This is a genomic window from Moorena producens PAL-8-15-08-1 (assembly GCF_001767235.1).
Taxonomy (GTDB): Bacteria; Cyanobacteriota; Cyanobacteriia; order Cyanobacteriales; family Coleofasciculaceae; genus Moorena; species Moorena producens_A.
In genome coordinates, this window is record NZ_CP017599.1 from 2733947 (window position 1) to 2752197 (window position 18251).

Annotated in this window: 17 protein-coding genes and 1 pseudogene; 17 read left to right on the plus strand and 1 reads right to left on the minus strand. The window is 42.3% G+C overall.

Annotated features, from left to right (window positions below; translation table 11 throughout):
* Positions 1–15 precede the first annotated feature (15 nt).
* The 3 genes from BJP34_RS10335 to BJP34_RS10345 are packed head-to-tail and all read left to right on the plus strand — an operon-like array spanning position 16 to position 1886.
* Positions 16–270, plus strand: coding sequence for an NTP transferase domain-containing protein (locus BJP34_RS10335; RefSeq protein ID WP_070392274.1), 255 nt, complete (start codon positions 16–18; stop codon positions 268–270).
* A gap of 51 nt (positions 271–321) precedes the next feature.
* Entirely contained in the window at positions 322–1083 is a 762-nt protein-coding gene (locus BJP34_RS10340; protein WP_070392275.1) for a sulfotransferase family 2 domain-containing protein, read from the plus strand.
* A 17-nt stretch (positions 1084–1100) separates the two neighbouring features.
* The gene (locus tag BJP34_RS10345; protein WP_070392276.1) at positions 1101–1886 is read left to right on the plus strand and encodes a glycosyltransferase family 2 protein; all 786 of its coding nucleotides are present in this window, start codon (positions 1101–1103) and stop codon (positions 1884–1886) included.
* Here the strand turns inward: BJP34_RS10345 and BJP34_RS10350 are convergent.
* Positions 1819–3079: pseudogene (locus BJP34_RS10350) on the minus strand (RNA-guided endonuclease InsQ/TnpB family protein). The gene BJP34_RS10345 and the pseudogene BJP34_RS10350 overlap by 68 nt on opposite strands.
* 400 nt (positions 3080–3479) lie before the next feature.
* Here BJP34_RS10350 and BJP34_RS10355 point away from each other — a divergent pair.
* The 14 genes from BJP34_RS10355 to BJP34_RS10410 all read left to right on the plus strand — a co-directional run bounded on the left by BJP34_RS10355 (position 3480) and on the right by BJP34_RS10410 (position 18044).
* Positions 3480–4247: a glycosyltransferase family 10 domain-containing protein gene (locus BJP34_RS10355; RefSeq protein ID WP_070392277.1), complete on the plus strand. Its 768-nt coding sequence runs from the start codon at positions 3480–3482 to the stop codon at positions 4245–4247.
* A gap of 121 nt (positions 4248–4368) precedes the next feature.
* The gene (locus BJP34_RS10360) at positions 4369–5298 is read left to right on the plus strand and encodes a glycosyltransferase family 2 protein (RefSeq protein WP_158517123.1); all 930 of its coding nucleotides are present in this window, start codon (positions 4369–4371) and stop codon (positions 5296–5298) included.
* Positions 5295–5444 carry a hypothetical protein gene (locus tag BJP34_RS39265; protein ID WP_418904125.1) on the plus strand — a complete coding sequence of 50 codons (150 nt, stop codon included), beginning with the start codon at positions 5295–5297 and terminating at the stop codon, positions 5442–5444. The genes BJP34_RS10360 and BJP34_RS39265 overlap by 4 nt, the downstream gene beginning before the upstream one ends.
* A 208-nt stretch (positions 5445–5652) precedes the next feature.
* Positions 5653–6618 (plus strand): hypothetical protein, encoded by a 966-nt coding sequence (locus tag BJP34_RS10365; protein ID WP_083305094.1) that lies wholly within the window; start codon positions 5653–5655, stop codon positions 6616–6618.
* Positions 6619–6677: 59 nt separating this feature from the next.
* Entirely contained in the window at positions 6678–7568 is an 891-nt protein-coding gene (locus BJP34_RS10370) for an alpha-1,2-fucosyltransferase (RefSeq protein ID WP_083305095.1), read from the plus strand.
* On the plus strand, positions 7565–8626 hold the full coding sequence (locus tag BJP34_RS10375) for a glycosyltransferase family 2 protein (protein ID WP_070392279.1): 1062 nt from the start codon (positions 7565–7567) through the stop codon (positions 8624–8626). Before BJP34_RS10370 ends, BJP34_RS10375 begins: the two co-directional genes overlap by 4 nt.
* A gap of 260 nt (positions 8627–8886) precedes the next feature.
* Positions 8887–9834 (plus strand): hypothetical protein, encoded by a 948-nt coding sequence (locus BJP34_RS10380; protein WP_070392280.1) that lies wholly within the window; start codon positions 8887–8889, stop codon positions 9832–9834.
* A gap of 8 nt (positions 9835–9842) precedes the next feature.
* Positions 9843–10862, plus strand: coding sequence for an STELLO glycosyltransferase family protein (locus BJP34_RS10385; protein WP_070392281.1), 1020 nt, complete (start codon positions 9843–9845; stop codon positions 10860–10862).
* Between the two features lie 32 nt (positions 10863–10894).
* Positions 10895–11986 carry a glycosyltransferase gene (locus tag BJP34_RS10390; RefSeq protein ID WP_149030898.1) on the plus strand — a complete coding sequence of 364 codons (1092 nt, stop codon included), beginning with the start codon at positions 10895–10897 and terminating at the stop codon, positions 11984–11986.
* Positions 11987–12675: 689 nt separating this feature from the next.
* A complete protein-coding gene (locus BJP34_RS42895) occupies positions 12676–12849 on the plus strand; it encodes a hypothetical protein (RefSeq protein ID WP_158517124.1) in 174 nt (57 codons plus the stop codon).
* A 219-nt stretch (positions 12850–13068) separates the two neighbouring features.
* Positions 13069–14004 (plus strand): hypothetical protein, encoded by a 936-nt coding sequence (locus BJP34_RS10400; protein ID WP_070392284.1) that lies wholly within the window; start codon positions 13069–13071, stop codon positions 14002–14004.
* Between the two features lie 223 nt (positions 14005–14227).
* On the plus strand, positions 14228–14356 hold the full coding sequence (locus BJP34_RS48655; protein ID WP_267876532.1) for a hypothetical protein: 129 nt from the start codon (positions 14228–14230) through the stop codon (positions 14354–14356).
* 341 nt (positions 14357–14697) lie between these two features.
* Positions 14698–15873 (plus strand): glycosyltransferase, encoded by a 1176-nt coding sequence (locus BJP34_RS10405; RefSeq protein WP_070392285.1) that lies wholly within the window; start codon positions 14698–14700, stop codon positions 15871–15873.
* A gap of 92 nt (positions 15874–15965) precedes the next feature.
* The gene (locus BJP34_RS10410; protein ID WP_070392286.1) at positions 15966–18044 is read left to right on the plus strand and encodes a tetratricopeptide repeat protein; all 2079 of its coding nucleotides are present in this window, start codon (positions 15966–15968) and stop codon (positions 18042–18044) included.
* Positions 18045–18251 lie beyond the last annotated feature (207 nt).

Genomic DNA, 18251 nt, shown 5'->3' on the forward strand with positions numbered 1-18251 from the left:
TTTAGTTTTATAAAAATGGCAATCAATAGTAATAATTTCAGAGCAATTATCTTAGCGGCTAGTTATGGAAGGCGGATGCGGCCCTTGACTAACCATACTCATAAAGCATTATTACAGTACGGTGAAAAGACAGTTTTGCAACGGATCGATGCTCTGCTGTATGCTCATATTGATTGTATAACCATCGTTACAGGTTATCCCAAATTGCGGATAAAACTAGAAGACATTTACTTGAATTACTGGCACTTGAGCAACCAATCATCATTCTGACTCCAACCATAACAACTATATTAACAACTAGATTGCAGACGGGAGCTGAGTATGCTAAGCAACGCTTTTTATTTCATTCAGAAGATGGCGATTAATATAGGAGTTATACCATCAGAGTGGTTCTGTTTCTCTGAATATGACCCACGGAAGTTCTATGTATTCGCGGATCGAAGGCTAGTTTTTATAGAAGTTCCCAAAGTTGCCAGTACCTCCATTTTGTACGCAATTGGCAAGGCTTATCAAGTCGAGTTCCAGCATTTCATACATAATGATCCGTTTTGGCATATTGAACGAGACAGGTTAAACCCGCAACAGCAAGAGTTTTACAAATTTGCCTTTGTGCGAAATCCTTTTGATAGATTAGTCTCTTGTTATAAGAATAAACTAATTCAGGTGCGCCACCAGACTAAGTTTAATCCTGGTAGATATTTATTCGAGGGGTATATTCCTTTGGATGCTACTTTTGATGAATTTGTCAAAATCATTACCAAAATTCCTGACTATCTTGCTGAGAAACATTTTAAATCTCAGTACGCCATTTTGTCCCATGGGGGAAAGTTATTGCCTGATTGGATAGGGCGTTTTGAAACCTTAGCGGATTCCTGGGCAGAAATCGCTCAGAAATATGGTTTTGAACAGGACTTACCAAAATTAACATCAACTGAGCACCTCAAGAATACACCACCAGATTACCGAGCATACTACACAAAAGAATTGGCCGAGATGGTTTCCAGACGGTATAGAAAAGATCTGGTGTTATTTGGATACACCAAGGCTTACCAAGAACTCTGGGATTTTTTAGACAACAAGTAACAGAGAAATTACTAGAGATGGAAGAAATCACTTACCTCATTGCTAACTATAACAACGGTAAGTATATCACAGATTGCCTCAACTCCCTCCACCAACAAAGCTCTCCTAATTGGCGTGCTATCATCGTTGATGATCAAAGCACGGATAATTCGCTACAAATAATAAATTCGCAACTTACTGAAAAAATTAAATTCTTAAAAAACGAGCAAAATATTGGTTATACACCCACGCTCATCCGCTTAATTGAACAGGCTACCACCGATATCGTGGGCATTTTAGATCCCGATGATGCACTGTACCCAGAGGCAACAGAACTCGTTTTGCAAGCTTATTGTGAGTATCCTGAGGCGGGTTTTGTCTACACCAACCAAGATTATTACAATGAAGAGTTAACAGCCAAAATCGGGTCATATCTTTCATCTGCCATCCCATCAGGCCGCACGAGTTTGATGCATGGAGTGGGTGCCATGAGAACCTTTCGACGCTCGGCATATGCCAAAACTACGGGGCTTGATCCAAGCATCTTGTATGCCGAAGATCGGGATTTAGTCTACAAAATGGAGGAGGTGACACCCTTTGTTTTTGTTGATCTAGCACTATATAAATATCGTTATGTGCCAAATTCACAAAGCCATAACCCACAAAAACGCAGACTCGGAGACAAAAATCATCGTCGTGCGTATCGTAACGCCCTAGCTCGCCGCCAAATTACTGGGCGGCTTGACACTCCCCGGTCTAAAGACGCGGGGATTCTTCGCTCAACGACCCGACTTGCTGAACCTGGCCGGAACCAAGAACAGTAGAGGTTAGATCTCCCGAAGCGTTTCGGCGTTCGCCTTTGGCGTGGCCTACGGCCAAGCCGACGCTACGCGAACGGATCTATGATCCAGGTTCCGGTGTGCCCCACCGTACCCAAGGCTCTTTTAAGAATGTTTATTGCAGCGTTGTGGTCTCTATCTAACTCACATCCACACTTACAGATATGGGTTCTAGTAGACAAAGACTTTTTGACCACCTCACCGCATTCAGAACAATTTTGGCTTGTATAGGCAGGATTCACCGCAACGGTGACTCTGCTAAACTTTTTGCCAAAGTGTTCTAACCATTTCCTAAATTGATACCAACCTGCGTCATTAATAGATTTAGCTAGACAATGGTTTTTAACCAGGTTTTTAACCCTCAAGTCTTCATAGGCTACCAGATCGTTAGATCGGACTACGCAACGTGCAAGTCTCTTTGCATGTTCTTCACGCTGCCTACTTATTTTGAGGTGCTGTCTACCTAATCTATTAATGGCTTTCTTTCGGTTAGATGAGCCTTTCTTTTTACGAGAAACTCGACGTTGATAAAACTTTAATCGCTTTTCCCCTTTTCTATAGAAGCGGGGATTGGGTTCAGGATGACCATTAGAATCAGTGTAGAAGTCTTTTAGTCCTACATCTAGTCCAATAGTTGTTCTAGATGGCTCTAGATCTTCTTTTATATCTACTGATACGCAGAACTGAACATAGTACCCATCAGCTCTTTTGACTATGCGAACTCGCTTAATTTGCTTCTTATCGAAGCGCCACAAGTCCCAAGTGCCTTTGAGCTTTAGCTTCCCAATCCCTTTTTTATCGCTGAAGGTGATTGATTTTTGATCAGGAGATAACTTCCATCCTGACTGCTTATACTCAACCGACCTACAGCGTTTCTGGAAACGAGGATAGCCCTTTTTGCCAGAGACTTTCTTTTTACAGTTCTCAAAGAAGCGAGATATTGATGACCATGCTCTCTCAGCCGCAGCTTGGCGAGCAGTAGAGTTTAATTCATTTGCAAACGGGAATTCTTTAGCTAGTATCTTAGAGTACTTACTAAGATCATATTTTCCTATCCCTTTGTTATCCATCCATAGACGTATGCAGCTATTACGAATAAATTTGACTGTCCGAATAGCCTCATCTATAGCTTGATACTGAGAAAACTTCCCGTATGCTTTAAACTCTAATATGATCATCAGAATTCGACCTCTTCTGTTACATTTTTATCTTAACGTATTTAGCGTAAACTGTCACAAGTCATCTTTTCTCACGGCGACTAAAGTCGCTATGGGCTTTCATCCCGGAGACGAAACCTTAAAATAAGGTTTGAAGTTACCGTAAGGAGAGTGGAGCCGCGAATCTTACAGTTTTAACCCTTTTACGCATAACCGACTAACCATAAAGGCTCCACTCTCCTAAGGTTTCGTCTCTGGCCTTAATCATAAAGTTTTAACCCTTTTACCCATAGCCGACCAACCATAAAGGCTGCCTTATTTTTGCGGTAACTTCTGACCCGGTTTAAAAACGCGGGGCTTTCAGCCTAGGGAGTTCCGTAAAACCACCACCATCACCTGCCCACCAGAACATATCTGGTCGATGGTTCTTGAACCACCCACTGAATTTAGAAAGCCTTGGCATGTCAATCCGTCTTACTCTTTTCGCATGTTCACCACCGATGTGGACCTAACAGGCTCACAGTATATCCATAGCCAACCCGCTTTTACTTGGCATATCAATCAAGATTATGATTTTCTGGCTTCTTTTAAAGCACCTGAGAAAACCCAGCAACTATCTTGGATTACCAGTGGACAAAGAGTATTGAAAGGGCATCGTGTCCGGATGTATTTTTTAGAGCAGATTCAAGGAAAATTGGATTTCGATCTGTGGGGACGGGACTTTAATCCGATAGATGATAAATGGGATGGTTTGGTTTCTTATCGCTATTCTTTAGCCATTGAAAACTATAGCAACCCTTTGTACTGGAGTGAAAAGCTAGCCGATTGCTATTTAGCATGGTGTATGCCCATTTATTATGGCTGCACGGGGATTACCGACTATTTCCCCCCCGAGAGCTTAATCCAAATCGACATTAACCAGCCAGATGCTGCGGTGGAGAAAATTAAGGAGGCTATAGCCAGCAACGCTTGGCAGCAGAATCTGGACGCCATTGCATACGCACGGGAACTCATCCTCAAACGATACCAGTTCTTCCCTTTTATGGTGTGCCAGATTCGTCACTTTCAAGCCACCTATGGCTCCTTTTTCCAAAAGCAGCCAGTAACGATTGCGCCCCGGGAAATCAAAGAAAGACCCCTTTGGCCAAGAAGGCTGCGAAACAGCAAAAATTATAGCACTACGCATTAAGGTGTTTGACATTGATACAACCTGAAAAGCTTTTGTAGTAAACTTTTGCCTTTTGCCTCTTGCCAATGCCATTGCGCGTAGCGCTATAACTTGTTAATTTACCATGTCTGGGAGGAAAACCTTGATCTCCGTCATTATTTGTACCTATAACCGAGCCGATTTGCTCACCGATGCTTTACACACCGTTTGCCAGCAGACCCTTGAGCACTCCGAATACGAAGTTATTGTGGTCGATAACAACTCAACTGATCAGACGGCTACCGTAAGCCAGTCATTTGTGGCACGCTACCCCCATGTACGTTACTGCTTCGAGCCGCAACAAGGGCTTTCTCATGCCCGTAATCGGGGCTGGCAGGAGGCAAAGGGCGAGTATGTGGCTTATATTGATGATGATTGTAAGGTACCAGAAGGGTGGTTAGCGGTTGCTAAAGAGGTGATTGAGGGCGTATCACCCACAGTGTTTGGTGGACCTTCTTTTGCTTTCTACAACACGCCCAAGCCAGCTTGGTACAAGGATATCTATGGCTCTAATTTTCCTTATGGCCAAGCACAGCACCTAGAAAGAGCAGAAGTCCTCTATGGCTCAAATCTTTTTTTGCGGCGCAACTTGTTTGAATGCATTGGAGACTTCGATCCAAAATTAGGCATGAGCGGCCAAAAGATTGGTTATGGGGAAGAAACGGAGTTACTCCACCGTATCTGTGCCACGATGCCACAGGCCGTGATTTATTATGAGCCAAGGTTGTGGCTCTACCACTTGGTGCGCTCCGAACAGATGAGCTGGCACTGGATTATTTCCGCCCGTTTTGCCCAAGGGCGTAACTGTTATTTCGTTTATCCGCCTTCCAACTCAAAGCTGATATTTATTATAGTACAAGTGGTCAAGTACAGTTTACTTTTACTCTTTAGCGTGCCCTTTGGCTTGCTGTTTCGGTCTCGAAAGCAATACCATTATTTCGATAATTTTTTATATGAAGTCATCTGTAATGATATTGAAACATTGGGTAAGCTTTATGAGCAATCTCGACAACTCATTCTGTGCCAAGGTTGAAGCGGTATTCCAGTGGGATGTATGTGCGGTTGGCATTTGCGATGGCAGCAGATTTGGAGCCCGAGATTTTGATTGTGGATCAGGTTTTGGCAGTGGAGGATGCCCAGTTTCAGAAGAAATATCTGGGTAATATCATGTCCGGTTGAATACTTACACTCTAGCCGAATCGAAGGCAGAAGGCAGCTATGCTGAAGGCAGAAGTAAAGGAGTAAGGTTTAATCGGAGATGGTTTTTTATCACTAATTATCCGAACATGATATTAGTATCTGTACTCTCATTTAATGTGGATGGGATAGGCAATCACGGCTCAACTTATCCAGAAAGCTAGGATGGCATTGTTTGCCCCAAGTTGGTATGGCATTATCAACCTACAACGAAATGAACATCCTCGCTGCAAGCAGCGGAGTATCACTTCACGATTGCTCACACCCTAAGCGGTTTGCTATTGTTCCACAGTACCCTGCGAGGGTTGTTGTTCACAGACACAGCAAGCTGTGGGGAATCAGACCCAAAGAGCTTGAAGAAGGACTTCAAATGGAAAATCGATATAAAGTTGGATTATTAATAATTTGCACCGGAAAATACCATCGCTTTATGGAGGGATTATATGAAAGTGCATCTAAGTTTTTTATGAATAATCATGATGTGACATACTTTTTTTTTAGTGATCAAGATGATATGAAGCAATATCAAAATATGAAAATTATAAAAATCCCACATCTACCTTGGCCACTGATAGCCCTAATGCGCTATCACTTTTTTGATCAGTACCGAGCAGTGTTGAGGGACATGGATTTTCTCTTTTGCTGTGATGTAGATATGCGTTTCGTTTCCCTGTGTGGCGACGAGATTCTGCCCAACACGTCATCGGGCTTGGTAGGAGTAGATCATCCCGGCTATTGTTTGATGCCGCGCCTGAAATCAAAATTTGATCGTCTATTAGAAAATCATCTATTAAAAAAAATTGGCATAACTCCTCGAATCACAAACAAACGCCTACGGGGCACCTATGAAACGAACCCTATGTCTACTGCTTATATAGCTCCCGATCAGGGCGAGGTTTATTACGCTGGTGCATTCAATGGTGGACGCACGGATGCATTTTTGACCATGTGCCATCATATCAAACAGAATGTAAATCAGGATCTTAGCAAGAATTATATTGCCGTTTGGCACGACGAAAGTCATCTTAATCGCTATTTTATCAATCATCCACCGAAAACTTTGTCACCGAGCTACTGTTACCCGGAATCATGGAATTTGCCATTCCAAAAAATTCTTTTGGCTTTGGATAAAAATCATCACGAAATTCGTCGATAAGTACCTACTCCATCTGTTGAGAGAAAGTAGTGGCATAGGTTCCAATTAAAGGTAAGTGCATGGGCGTTGTTATCGTGAGATTGAGTGGTGGATTGGGCAATCAGATGTTTCAATATGCAATCGGACGTAAAATAGCCCTCGTTAATAATGTTCAATTGAAGCTAGATATTTCATCGTTTGAACATGATCTAATTCGCATGTACAACTTGTATTGGTTTCAGATTAAACAAGCTTTTGCTAGCTCGGAAGAATTGGCAGCACTCAAGTCATTAATACAAACAAAAGAGTCGAATCCAGTTATTCTTCGGTTAAGACAAGTAATGAAGCGGTTTGCAAGCTGGAAGGTTTTCAGGGAAGAGCAGTTGATGCCATTTAACCCAAATATCATGACTAGCTCTGACAAGATTTATTTAGACGGCTACTGGCAAAGCGAGAAGTATTTTTTGGATATTGAAGATGTTATTCGGCGTGAGTATACATGTAAATATGAGCCAAATGCTCAGAGTAAAAAAATAGCCGAAATGATAGCAAATAGTCACTCCGTTAGCATTCATGTTAGAAGAGGTGATTATGTCTCGAATCCAGGGACTAACCAATTACACGGTACCTGTAGTTTGACTTATTACCAGCAATGCGTCGAGCAGATTGCTAAAGAAGTGCTTCATCCGCATTTCTTTGTTTTCTCTGATCACCCTATTTGGGTAAAAGAAAATCTATGTTTGGACTACCCTATGACATTTGTCACCCATAATAACCATCTTAGAGATTATGAAGATTTGTGGCTGATGTCTCATTGCCAGCATCACATTATTGCCAATAGCAGCTTTAGCTGGTGGGCAGCTTGGCTCAATCCAAATTTGAATAAGAAAGTGTTTGCCCCGAAGAAGTGGTTTAACGACCCTCGTTTAGATACACGAGATTTACTCCCTGACAATTGGATCAAAGTATGAGTCAAATAACCGAGACGCCACTGGTTAGCGTCCTAATGCCAGTTTACAACGGTACCTTATATTTACGTGAGGCCGTTGATAGCATATTGAGTCAAACCCTCACCAATTTTGAATTTATCATTGTTGATGATGGCTCAACAGACGAAACTCCTAGGATTTTGGATAATTACAATGATCCACGCATTGTTAGAGTTACCAATCAAAGCAATCTGGGAATCGTCGATTCGCTAAATCGTGGGTTGAAGATGGTGCGGGGGAAATATGTGGCTCGGATGGATGCAGACGATATTAGCTTGCCAGAGCGCTTAAGGCAACAGGTCCAATTTTTGGAAGAACATCCAGAGATAGGAATTTTGGGGACTGCCATTACCATCTTGTTTGACGAAACAAATAGGTCCGAGAGTACAGACTGCTATTACCCTAGCCAGCCCGGTATTGTTCGTTGGAACCTCTTTTTTAATAATTCTCAAACCGTTGCCCATCCAACAATGATGGTTCGGCGAATAATTTACGAACAATTAAAAGGGTATGACACTACTTTTGTCCATGCGGAGGATTATGATTTCTTGTTGAGGGCTTGTTTTCACACAGAGATCACGAATTTGCCAAATATTCTGTTGCATTATCGAAGACATGGTCGAAATGTTAGCTATATCCATCGTCAAGCACAAGCCAAAAACGCGATCCTTGCCCAGCGGAAAACACTTTGCGCTTTCTTATCTCAAGAACTCTCCTTTGAAACCACTCATGCTTTGCATGTTCATCAATGGAAGGCAATCAACCTGGCAGAAACCCTTAACGTGGCTAAGTTACTCTCCCAACTTTATCGAACTTGTATAAGTTCATTCAGGTTGACTCAAAGTGAAAGAGAGAAAATCCAGCATGATGTACTGCAAGGGCTAAAGAAGTTGGCATTAACACGGAAGGTAGGACAAAAGCAAATGCTTTCAATAAAACTATGGTGGATATGGCTCATGATCTACTTTTATAAAGATAACGGTCAGGGTAATTGCATCTCAATCGAGCTCCAAAATGCTGTAACACTTCCTAAAACTTGATCATCTTCTGAGCTCACAAAAGCACACCAATTGATTGGTCTTGCACCGGTTCGGCGTTTATGATCTAGGGCTTTACTGAGAAGAGGGGCGTCCATTACCTCCTCCAACTCACCTGCTCAGTCCCGATCAACTACGACTAACACCTGAGTCACCCTCCCCACACTCCCCTTAATTATGGGTATTGAACCAGACTTGATATTACAGGCACCTGGCTTGTCGCCTTCCATCATTATGGAAACAGTTGTCATAGGATCATCAAGATGTCGTTAAAAGTGTGTTTGCTGGTGATTTATAATCACAAATTTACTAAAAATGTTCCCAAAATTGAGAAGCTGTATGGCCACAGATTTGAACATATTTACCATCTGATGCCTTTTTATCAGGGAAACGCGAACAATATTATCCCTGTATTTGAATCATCGGCTTGTTTTCAGGGCTATATTGCTCAAGCCCAATCTCGTCTTCCCGCGAGTGATTATTATGTATTCATTGGGGATGATGTACTCCTACATCCCGACTTAAACGCTCAAAATTTGATTGAAACATTGGGGTTAAATCCAGATTCAGGATATATCAAGTTCCTGATACCTCTGGAAAAAGTCTCTTTTGCTTGGCCTCACAAGCTAGACGTGATACGCAAATACATAGCCAATTCTGCGTGGGTGACCTATCGAGATGAAATTCCATCCTTGGCGATGGCTATTGCTATCCTGCAAGCCAAGCAAATAGAAATAACTGGTCGCTTATCTGTGGGAAATTTGCTAGCCCATAGCTTCTTTCCTATGATTCGACGTGAATACCGAGAGTACTACTATGAACCTTGGCGATTTCTGGAGGCTTTACTATTTTTATTGAAAAATCGGTCAAACCTTAAAATGCCATATCCGCTCCTCAATGGATATTCTGATTTTATTGTGGTTCCAGCCAGTGTCTTCGAGAAGTTTTCTCATTATTGTGGGGTCTTTGGGGCGATGGATTTGTTTGTGGAGGTGGCGATTCCCACCGCGTTGGCCTTGAGTTGTCCGAAGGTCGTGACCGAAGCGGATACGGCTTGGCATGGTTATGAGATGTGGAATGTACCAGAAAAGGCTGCCTTTACAGAGAAAGCCCAATCTTACGATTATGAGATTTCTAGGTTGTTCGAGTCATATTTCACACCAGATTTGCTGTATGTCCATCCCGTTAAACTATCCCAGTGGAAGGTATAGAAGTTCTTATGACGAAAAAGTATATTATTGTTACCACAATTAATGATAAAACAGAAGGTATTAGTCATTTTGAACAATTTCAAGATTGGCATATTGTCTTAGTAGGTGACTGCAAGACACCTGCCATCGACTCATCAGCAAATCTGACTTTTCTATCGGTTAGCGAACAAGAAAAGTTAGGATATGAGTTGGTTAAGCACTGCCCATATAATCACTACGCTCGCAAAAATATTGGTTATTTGTATGGGATTCAAGCAGGGGCAGAGGTGATTTATGACACCGATGATGACAACTGGCCTACCCAGAGTTGGGGAATCTACGATTTTTATGGCCACAGGCAATATGTGACCGAACAAAAGTTTGTAAACATCTATCGTTATTTCACAGAAAAGCTAATTTGGCCGCGAGGGTACCCTTTAGATGAAATCCAGCATCAGACCGAGCATCAGCTTCTTAATACCGAGCCTGTCTCGATTGGGGTTTGGCAGGGGTTGGTCGATTTAGACCCTGATGTGGATGCTATTTACCGCTTGATCATCGGTGAAAACATTACCTTTGCCAAGAATAGCTCTGTGTTTTTGGGAAAGGAGCAATATTGTCCCTTCAATTCACAAAACACATTTTGGCATAGAGATGCCTTTCCCTACCTTTATCTGCCTTCAACTACAAGCTTCCGGTTTACCGATATATTGCGTGGATATATTGCCCAAAAACTAATGTGGAACCAAGGTATATATCTCGGATTTCAGCCTGCTGACGTTTACCAAAAGCGCAATCCACACGACCTGATGACAGATTTCAAGCAAGAAGTAGAATGTTACCTTGGGGTCAAAGCAATTGTGGCTTTGCTGGACACACTGGAATTGGGAGAAAACCCCCTTGAAAATTTGCAAGTAGTCTACACATCTTTGGCAGAGGCTGGATTTGTTAGTGCGCTTGAGGTCTCGATTTGCCAAGCGTGGTTAAATGATTTGACCCGCATTCTTGAAAACAGCGACAACTATTACATTAGAGAGGGGGCTGCTTGAAACCGATCAAAATTCTTCTAGTACAGTGCGAAATGGACAATTGGCGAGTGGCACGGCCATGGTCATATAATGTCCATGTTGGTTGGGAAGTGGGATTCCATGCCAACAACGTCCAGTTCTTGACAATCTTGACGCCGTGGATATCACTGGCAAAAGAGATCGTTGGAGAGCAGCGTTTTGATCAAGTGTGGATCAATGATTTGCTGTGGATCAACGATTTGCTGATCTCGCCTAGACACGGGGGTGACATTAGCGAAGCGCAATTGGCGATGCTTGCCACTTTAGCGCCCGTCCGTGTGGGCTTGCTCACGGAGTCGGTTTACGATTACACGGATCAAGAAATGGCCGTACACCCACACTTGCAACGCAGACAAGCAGTGGTTGAGAAATTTTTGCCTTATTTGACCCATGTGGTAGCTTATGATGAAGCTGATGTGGCAAAGGTAGAATACGGTTCAGGGCTGCCTTGTATGTGGTCTCCCAGCCCTGTGGTGGGCAGCTTGATTCACGAAGATGTACCACCACCTACCTACAATCAAGCATTTTTTAGTGGGGGTGTCCATCATGGACGACAGATGTGGCTGAAGCACCCTCTTCTCCAAGAGCATTTCAGTGGTCTAAGTTCCCCTGATCAGGGCACACTGTATGCACAAGTCTTCGATTGCTTACACAGCCGTCCTGTACGTTGTCTGATCCAAAATCCTCTTGCCCTTCCTTTTTATTATGTCTATCTAAATGCGGTACGTCGCATCCGCAAACGCAGCTATATACGCTGGCTGCGCGGGTTACAGTTGGGTGTGGCAGTTGTCAATCTGCCCCACTTTGTCAAGTCCTACACACCTCGTGTGATTGAGGGTATGGCTGCTGGACGACCTGTACTTTCTTGGGAGATTCCCAATCGACCGCGTAACAAAGCACTTTTTGAAGATGGAAAAGAGATTTTACTCTTTAATACCCCAGATGAACTGGCTGCTCATATTCAGCGCTTGCAATCAGATGCTCTTTTTGCCCAACAAATCACAGAGAATGCCCGTCGGCGTATTCGTAAATTTCACACTACGGACAAGCGCGTACAACAAATTTTGAAGTGGATTCAAACTGGAAAAGAGCCAATTTATCAGTAAATGACTCCTCCCCTCAAAAAGGGCTTGAAACACCTTTATTGGGAATTCTATAAGACTTTACCGATGCGCTATCTGCGGACAGATCAATTTCGCAGTTATCATCCAATTATCAAAAAAGTTGACTCAATTGTCAAGGAATCGCAAACTACCAAAAAGCCATTGAGCTGTAAGCATATGCGCTACGCGCACGCTGCTTGAGGTGCCGTCAGCCGTCAGCCGTGAGCACCTCAAGTAGCGTGGCCAACGGCCAAGGCTCACGCTGCTTGAGGTGCTTTCCATAACTCAGATTAAACTTTTGCTTACTTGTTTTCTTGATGCAATAGCCAGTGGGGGAAACCCCACTCGCTATTGCATCAATACAGGTAAAAGAGTTTTAGGTTTTTTTATTGATTTAATAAAAGGTCTTTAAATGCCGGACAGCTTAGTCCTCTTGAAAAGACTTGATTTACTCGCTGTGGGAGTTGAATCCCTGGTGGATTATTGAGATTAGTGCAAGAATTCAATAAAGGATTAATGCGATCGCGTTTTTCAGTGTGCTCCCCTCAGGGATGGATATATTTTTTCTCTCAGGGATGGATATATTTTACTGAAAATTTATCAAAAAACACTAGTTTTCCTCAGTTTATTGATAAGTTCTTTATAAGAACTTTCCAGTTTTTTCATAAACTAATATAGCTTTTCTAGGACTCATGAGGTACACAGGATTGTTTCACTATTGGCTCTTGCCTAATCCCTGCTCCCTGCTCCCTGCTCCCTGCTCCCTGCTCCCTGCTCCCTGCTCCCTAAAACCTAGATATTTGTACCTCACAAGTCGTAGAATTGCTATAGTGATGTATACTGCAGCCAAAAAAAAGCGCGATTAGGCTTGAGTCAGTCTCAAGCTCTATGAAGACAGGGAAAAATGTCCTGACGGATGGGCCCTTAACCTGCATCTACCAAGAGCTTCCACAGGTCTTTCTCTCCAGCAGTATTTTGACTAACGGCAGCTTGCCATTAAGGATATAAGCTTGATAGACAGAGACTTATCTGCCTGAATGCTAAAGATAAAAATTACTCAACACTAAAATCAACTGAATTTAAACATGAAAATAGCTTGTGCTGCCTCTTATTTCAACTTTTTCGACAACGAAGAAAGATATGAATGTTACCTTAAATTTCGTAAACATATTGAGAAATGCCGATTATTTCTCTTAACCGTTGAAATTCAGTTATCTGACAAGCCATTCCATTTGAGTCACCTGGATAATGTGATTTGCCTCAAAACTAATCACGTTAAATTTCATAAAAACAATGCTTTAAATATAGCCACACAGAAACTAATCGAACTTGGTTATGACCTGATCATTAGATGTGATGCCGACATCGAATTTACTGACCTTAATTGGTCAGAACAATTAGCACCAGCTCTTAGAGAAAACCAAATTATTCATTGCTGCAGTTTGCTTAAGCAAGAATATAGTGAAAACAAGTGGCGTACTCGCAAGTCAATTGTTAAAGCATATCTTGATGGTAAGCATCAAAATTATTCAGATGGTGGTGCTTGGGCATTTAGAAAAGATTTTTTTGAACTTGTTGGTTATTGGGATGATGTCCTTAATGCTACCAATGTAACCCCTTTTTTCCATCTCCTACCACAGGTGATTAAAGACAGATTTTTAATGTTAAATGATGAGTCCAAGAGATATCAAGAATATCTGATAAAAATCCAGAATTATGTCAAAAATATATCTTTTATGAACCAAACAGTTGTCATGTACAATCACGCCAAAACTCTGTCTCGTCGAAAGCTAGATATAGACAGGGTTGCTCAGCTAAATGACATTAAATTTGATTTCAAAAAGGATACCTATTATGATGAATTTGGGGTGGTTCAATTTACCCCAAACAATCAACAAGCTATCTTAGCCATTAAGGAGTTTATCAAACTCAGAGAATTGCCCGATGTGACTTACTCAATCAACCACCAGGATGGCTTCGATATGATCAAGGCAAGATTATCACTAAACTCGAAAAAATAACTGATAATTAACTTATTTATAGCGGTTTGCAATTGGGTGAGGTACAAATTTTTGGGTTTTAGGGAACAGGGAACAGGGAACAGGGAACAGGGAAGATAGAAGAGGGAACAGGGAACAGGGAACAGGGAACAGGGAACAGGGAACAGGGAAAAAATTATGTGTACCTCATTAGGCTAGAATCAGCTATATTTATTGTTGGCTTTATAATTGGTTGATTTAGGGTATGTTCAACTCGGAAACTGTAGTCAATCAACTCAAAGAAATTATTGCCACAGAAGTAGATGCCAATCTTGAGGTAGAATATATTGATGAAAATGCCTTTATATTTGAGAATACTTTAGGACTTGCTTAGGGTAAAATTATACAACAAATAAACTTGATTATCCATATATTTTTTCCTTAAAATTTATGACTACAATCTCAGTCAATCTATTTTTAGAATATCACTATTTTATCGAATTTAATTGCTAACTAATAAAAAAATATTTACAGACAGCATTAACGTAGCCATTGCAATATATAGCGGTTTTTATTCTAATGAGGTACACATGATTTTTACCCTCCCTCTTAGCTCTTACGTCTTCTGACTTCACTGCTCCCTACTCCCTACTCCCTGCTCCCTACTCCCTCAAAATATGTACCTCACCTAATTGAAAACCGCTATAGCTATTCAAATTTACAGAGTAACTAACCATGCCCAAACCCTTGACTATTGTTCATATAATTCCAGAACTAAATCTAAAGGGTGGAGGAGTTAACACCTTCCTTAAAACCCTGATTTACTGTCTTGTTGATAAGCAAAATAAAAATATTATTAAAAATATTATTGTTACGAATCAGTCAGACGAGTCAGATAGAAAAGATTTTCAAGCTCTGGGAACTCCTGTATTCAGTAGGTTAATGGCTTCTCAATTAGATCAAGGTAAGCCACTCGAAATCATCCAATGGATGACTCAGATACTCAAGCAACTTCAGCCTGATCTCGTTAATACCCATTTATTTTGGGCAGATACCCTTGGTAGACAAGCTGCTGTCAGTGCTGGTGTTCCGGTAATTATTACTAGGGAGTGCAACGTAAACCTTAATGAAACTGCAAAGCATAGGAAGATTAAGCGTGATCTCGCTAACATCACTGACTGCATAATTTGCAATGCGGAAGCTGTTAGAAAATATGCTGAAGAAGTTGAAGGAATTCCTCCTCATTCCCTGGAGGTTATTCATAATGGTGTGCTTCTTGAAAAATATGAATGTGACTGTAGTTATGACCACCAAAAACCAGTGGAATTTGTTTATGTTGGTAGACTAGAGCCACAGAAGAATCCTCTAATTCTCATCAATGCATTTGCTGCCATCATTGTTGATTACCCTGATTGTCGCTTATCAATTATTGGGGATGGTAGCTTAAAGGAAGAATGCCTCAATCAGGTAAAAACCCTGGGATTGTCTGAATATGTTAGGTTTTTAGGCTACAATAAAAAGCCGTGGGATTGGGTTAATCCAGGAAGCGTCTCCATTCTTACCTCGAGTTTTGAAGGTTTGCCCAATGCAGTTTTAGAAGCTATGGCTGCAGGAATTATTTGCATTGTGCCTAACCTGGCAGTAATGAAAGAAATCGCTAAGGCCGGTTCAGAATTAATAATCTATGAAGTTGGTAATCAAAACAAGCTAATAGAGGCAATGAAATTATTGCTGGAGATGACGCCAGAGGAAAAGTTGCTGATGATTCGAACAGCACGAACCAGAGTAGAACAAGATTTTGATGCCCATAAAATGGCAGATAAATATCTCAATTTATATCAGACTATTTATCGCAACAAAGTATTAACTAAGCATACAGCCGATAAGGTACGCGGAAGCAGCGGCTATTAAATCCTATTGATTGGAACCTATTGAGATAGTTAAGTGAGATAGTTAAGCGATCGCGTTTTCCCCCCTGAGTCCTTACCTGACATTAATTAAAAATGGCATCCTCCACTCCCAAACAATCCGGTGTTAATCCTTCGAGCCAAACCCAGTCTGAAACAAAACTTTCAGATTTCCCGAAAGCTGCTGGGACTAACGCCAAATTAAAAGATCAGGCTCCTCCGGTTAACCCTGTCCAACATAACGAAAACCTACCCCTTTCCTTTGCCCAAGAACGGGTGAGGCTAACCCTGCCTCAACTTTCACCAGAAATTTATCATCAACTGCGACTCTACACTCTTGCATGGAAAGGTAAACGGGTCAGACCCAAATCCTTGATCGTGGGCATGAACACCAATGGGTCTAAACAGCCCTTATTCTGGTGCTTGCAGGGGTTTAGAGAACTCACTCAACTGGCGAAGTATCTAGGTTTTGACCAGCCTATCTACGGCATGCGCTCAGGGCACCTGATCATGAAATATACCCAAAAGAACATTCAAGCCTTAGCAGCTCACTACCTCGGGGAAATCCTAGCCGTGGAGCCAGATGGTCCTTACCTATTGGGAGGAAATTGTCAAAGTGCATCGATCATCTTTGAAATTGCCCAACAACTTATTTCTCAAGGCAAAACCGTGACTTTACTTTGTCTGGTCGAAAGATTCATCCCCCGACCCTATCCTGGTCCGATTGCCCTGTTGTTTGGTCGTCAGAGTAAGTTTAACCCCTACAAATTCTTCCGCAACCCAGAACTAGGCTGGAGCAAATTCTATCCAGGAGAACTCTATGTTGACCTAGTTCCTGGTCGTCATGGGGAGTTCTTCAATGAACCCAAGATTCAGGTTAATAAACCCAAGATTCAGGTTTTGGTGGAAAAAGTGCAGTATTACATTGAGAAAACTCAGTCACAGCCAACTCCACCCCAGTTGCCCCTCAATCAGACCAAATATCCCTTACTACCCAACCATGCCTATCGCGCCCAGCTGACGGCTCCCACATCTCTCGTCGCTCTCCCTGGTCAGACTCTGGTAATTGAGGTCAAAGTCAAGAATCTCTCCTCCCTGACTTGGCTTGAGACCGCTAAGAGTGGCATCCGAGTCGGGAATCACTGGTTAGATCACAATGGCAAAGTCCGACAGTGGTCTGATGGCCGAGTAGACTTGGGTTCGGATTTGCCCCCCGACTCAGAAATTGAACTGTTCTTGGAGGTGACCACACCCATGGCTGAGGGTCACTACTGTTTAGAACTGGATCTGGTGGAAGAGGGGATAACTTGGTTCAAACACAAAGGTTCCAAGACCACAACAGTTCAGGTGAGTGTCAATCCTGACCCACACGAGATCACCAAAGAGCAAGCCAATTCTGAGGTCTATCGCCGCCGAGGTGACTCAGCCTTTGAGAAAGGGGATTTCGAAACCGCCATCCTCAACTACCAAAACGCCCTTCAACTCTCACCGTCTGGACCAGTTGAAGTTTATAAAAACCTAGGAGATGCTCTGAGCCAGAAACAGAAGTTCTCCGAAGCCATAACTGCCTATACCGAAGCTCTTAAGTTACAGCCAGATCATGAACAGGTCTATTTTAGGCTGGGTTCGGCTCAGTTGATGCAACAGGATCTAAACGGAGCAATTGCCAGTTACCAAAAAGGGATTGAGCTGTCTGTCGAACAGGCTTGGATGTACCGAATGCTTGGGCAAGCTTTCCAGTACCAAGGAAACTTAGAGTCGGCGATCGCTACCTATACTAAAGCGATCGCATTACAACCAGACCATGCCATCACCTACATCCTATTGGGGAATGCCCACCTTTTAGCTGACCATCTCGAGCTCGCCATGGCTAACTATAACAAAGCGATTCAGTTACAGCCAGACCAACCAGGGGCTTATCACTGCTTGGGGAATGCTCAGCTCCAAGCTAAAGATGTAGAAAACGCGATCGCTTCTTATCACAAAGCCATTGCTTTGAATCCCGAATATTTTCCAGCCTACAAAAGCCTGGGAGACCTGTTCAAGGAGCTTAAGAAATTAGACGAAGCGATCGCGGCTTACGACAAAGCCCTGAAATTACAGCCTAACAATCGGGATGTGGCTTCCAGTAAAGATAGGCTGATGTGGCGCAAAAAACTCCAGAGTGGTGGTTAACCCAGGGAGCAATTGGATCTAGCTATAACCTGAGGGGGTGACAATAAGGGTAAAAAGGAAACCGGGTGTAGGGTGTAACGCAACAGTGATTGACTGCTGATGAAGTTGTTTCAGTAGTGCTCAGTCATCAATAATATTAATGCGATCGCTAAACTGTTCTGGGACAACTTTCTTTAAATCCCGTCTCCAAAACTTATATGACTGACT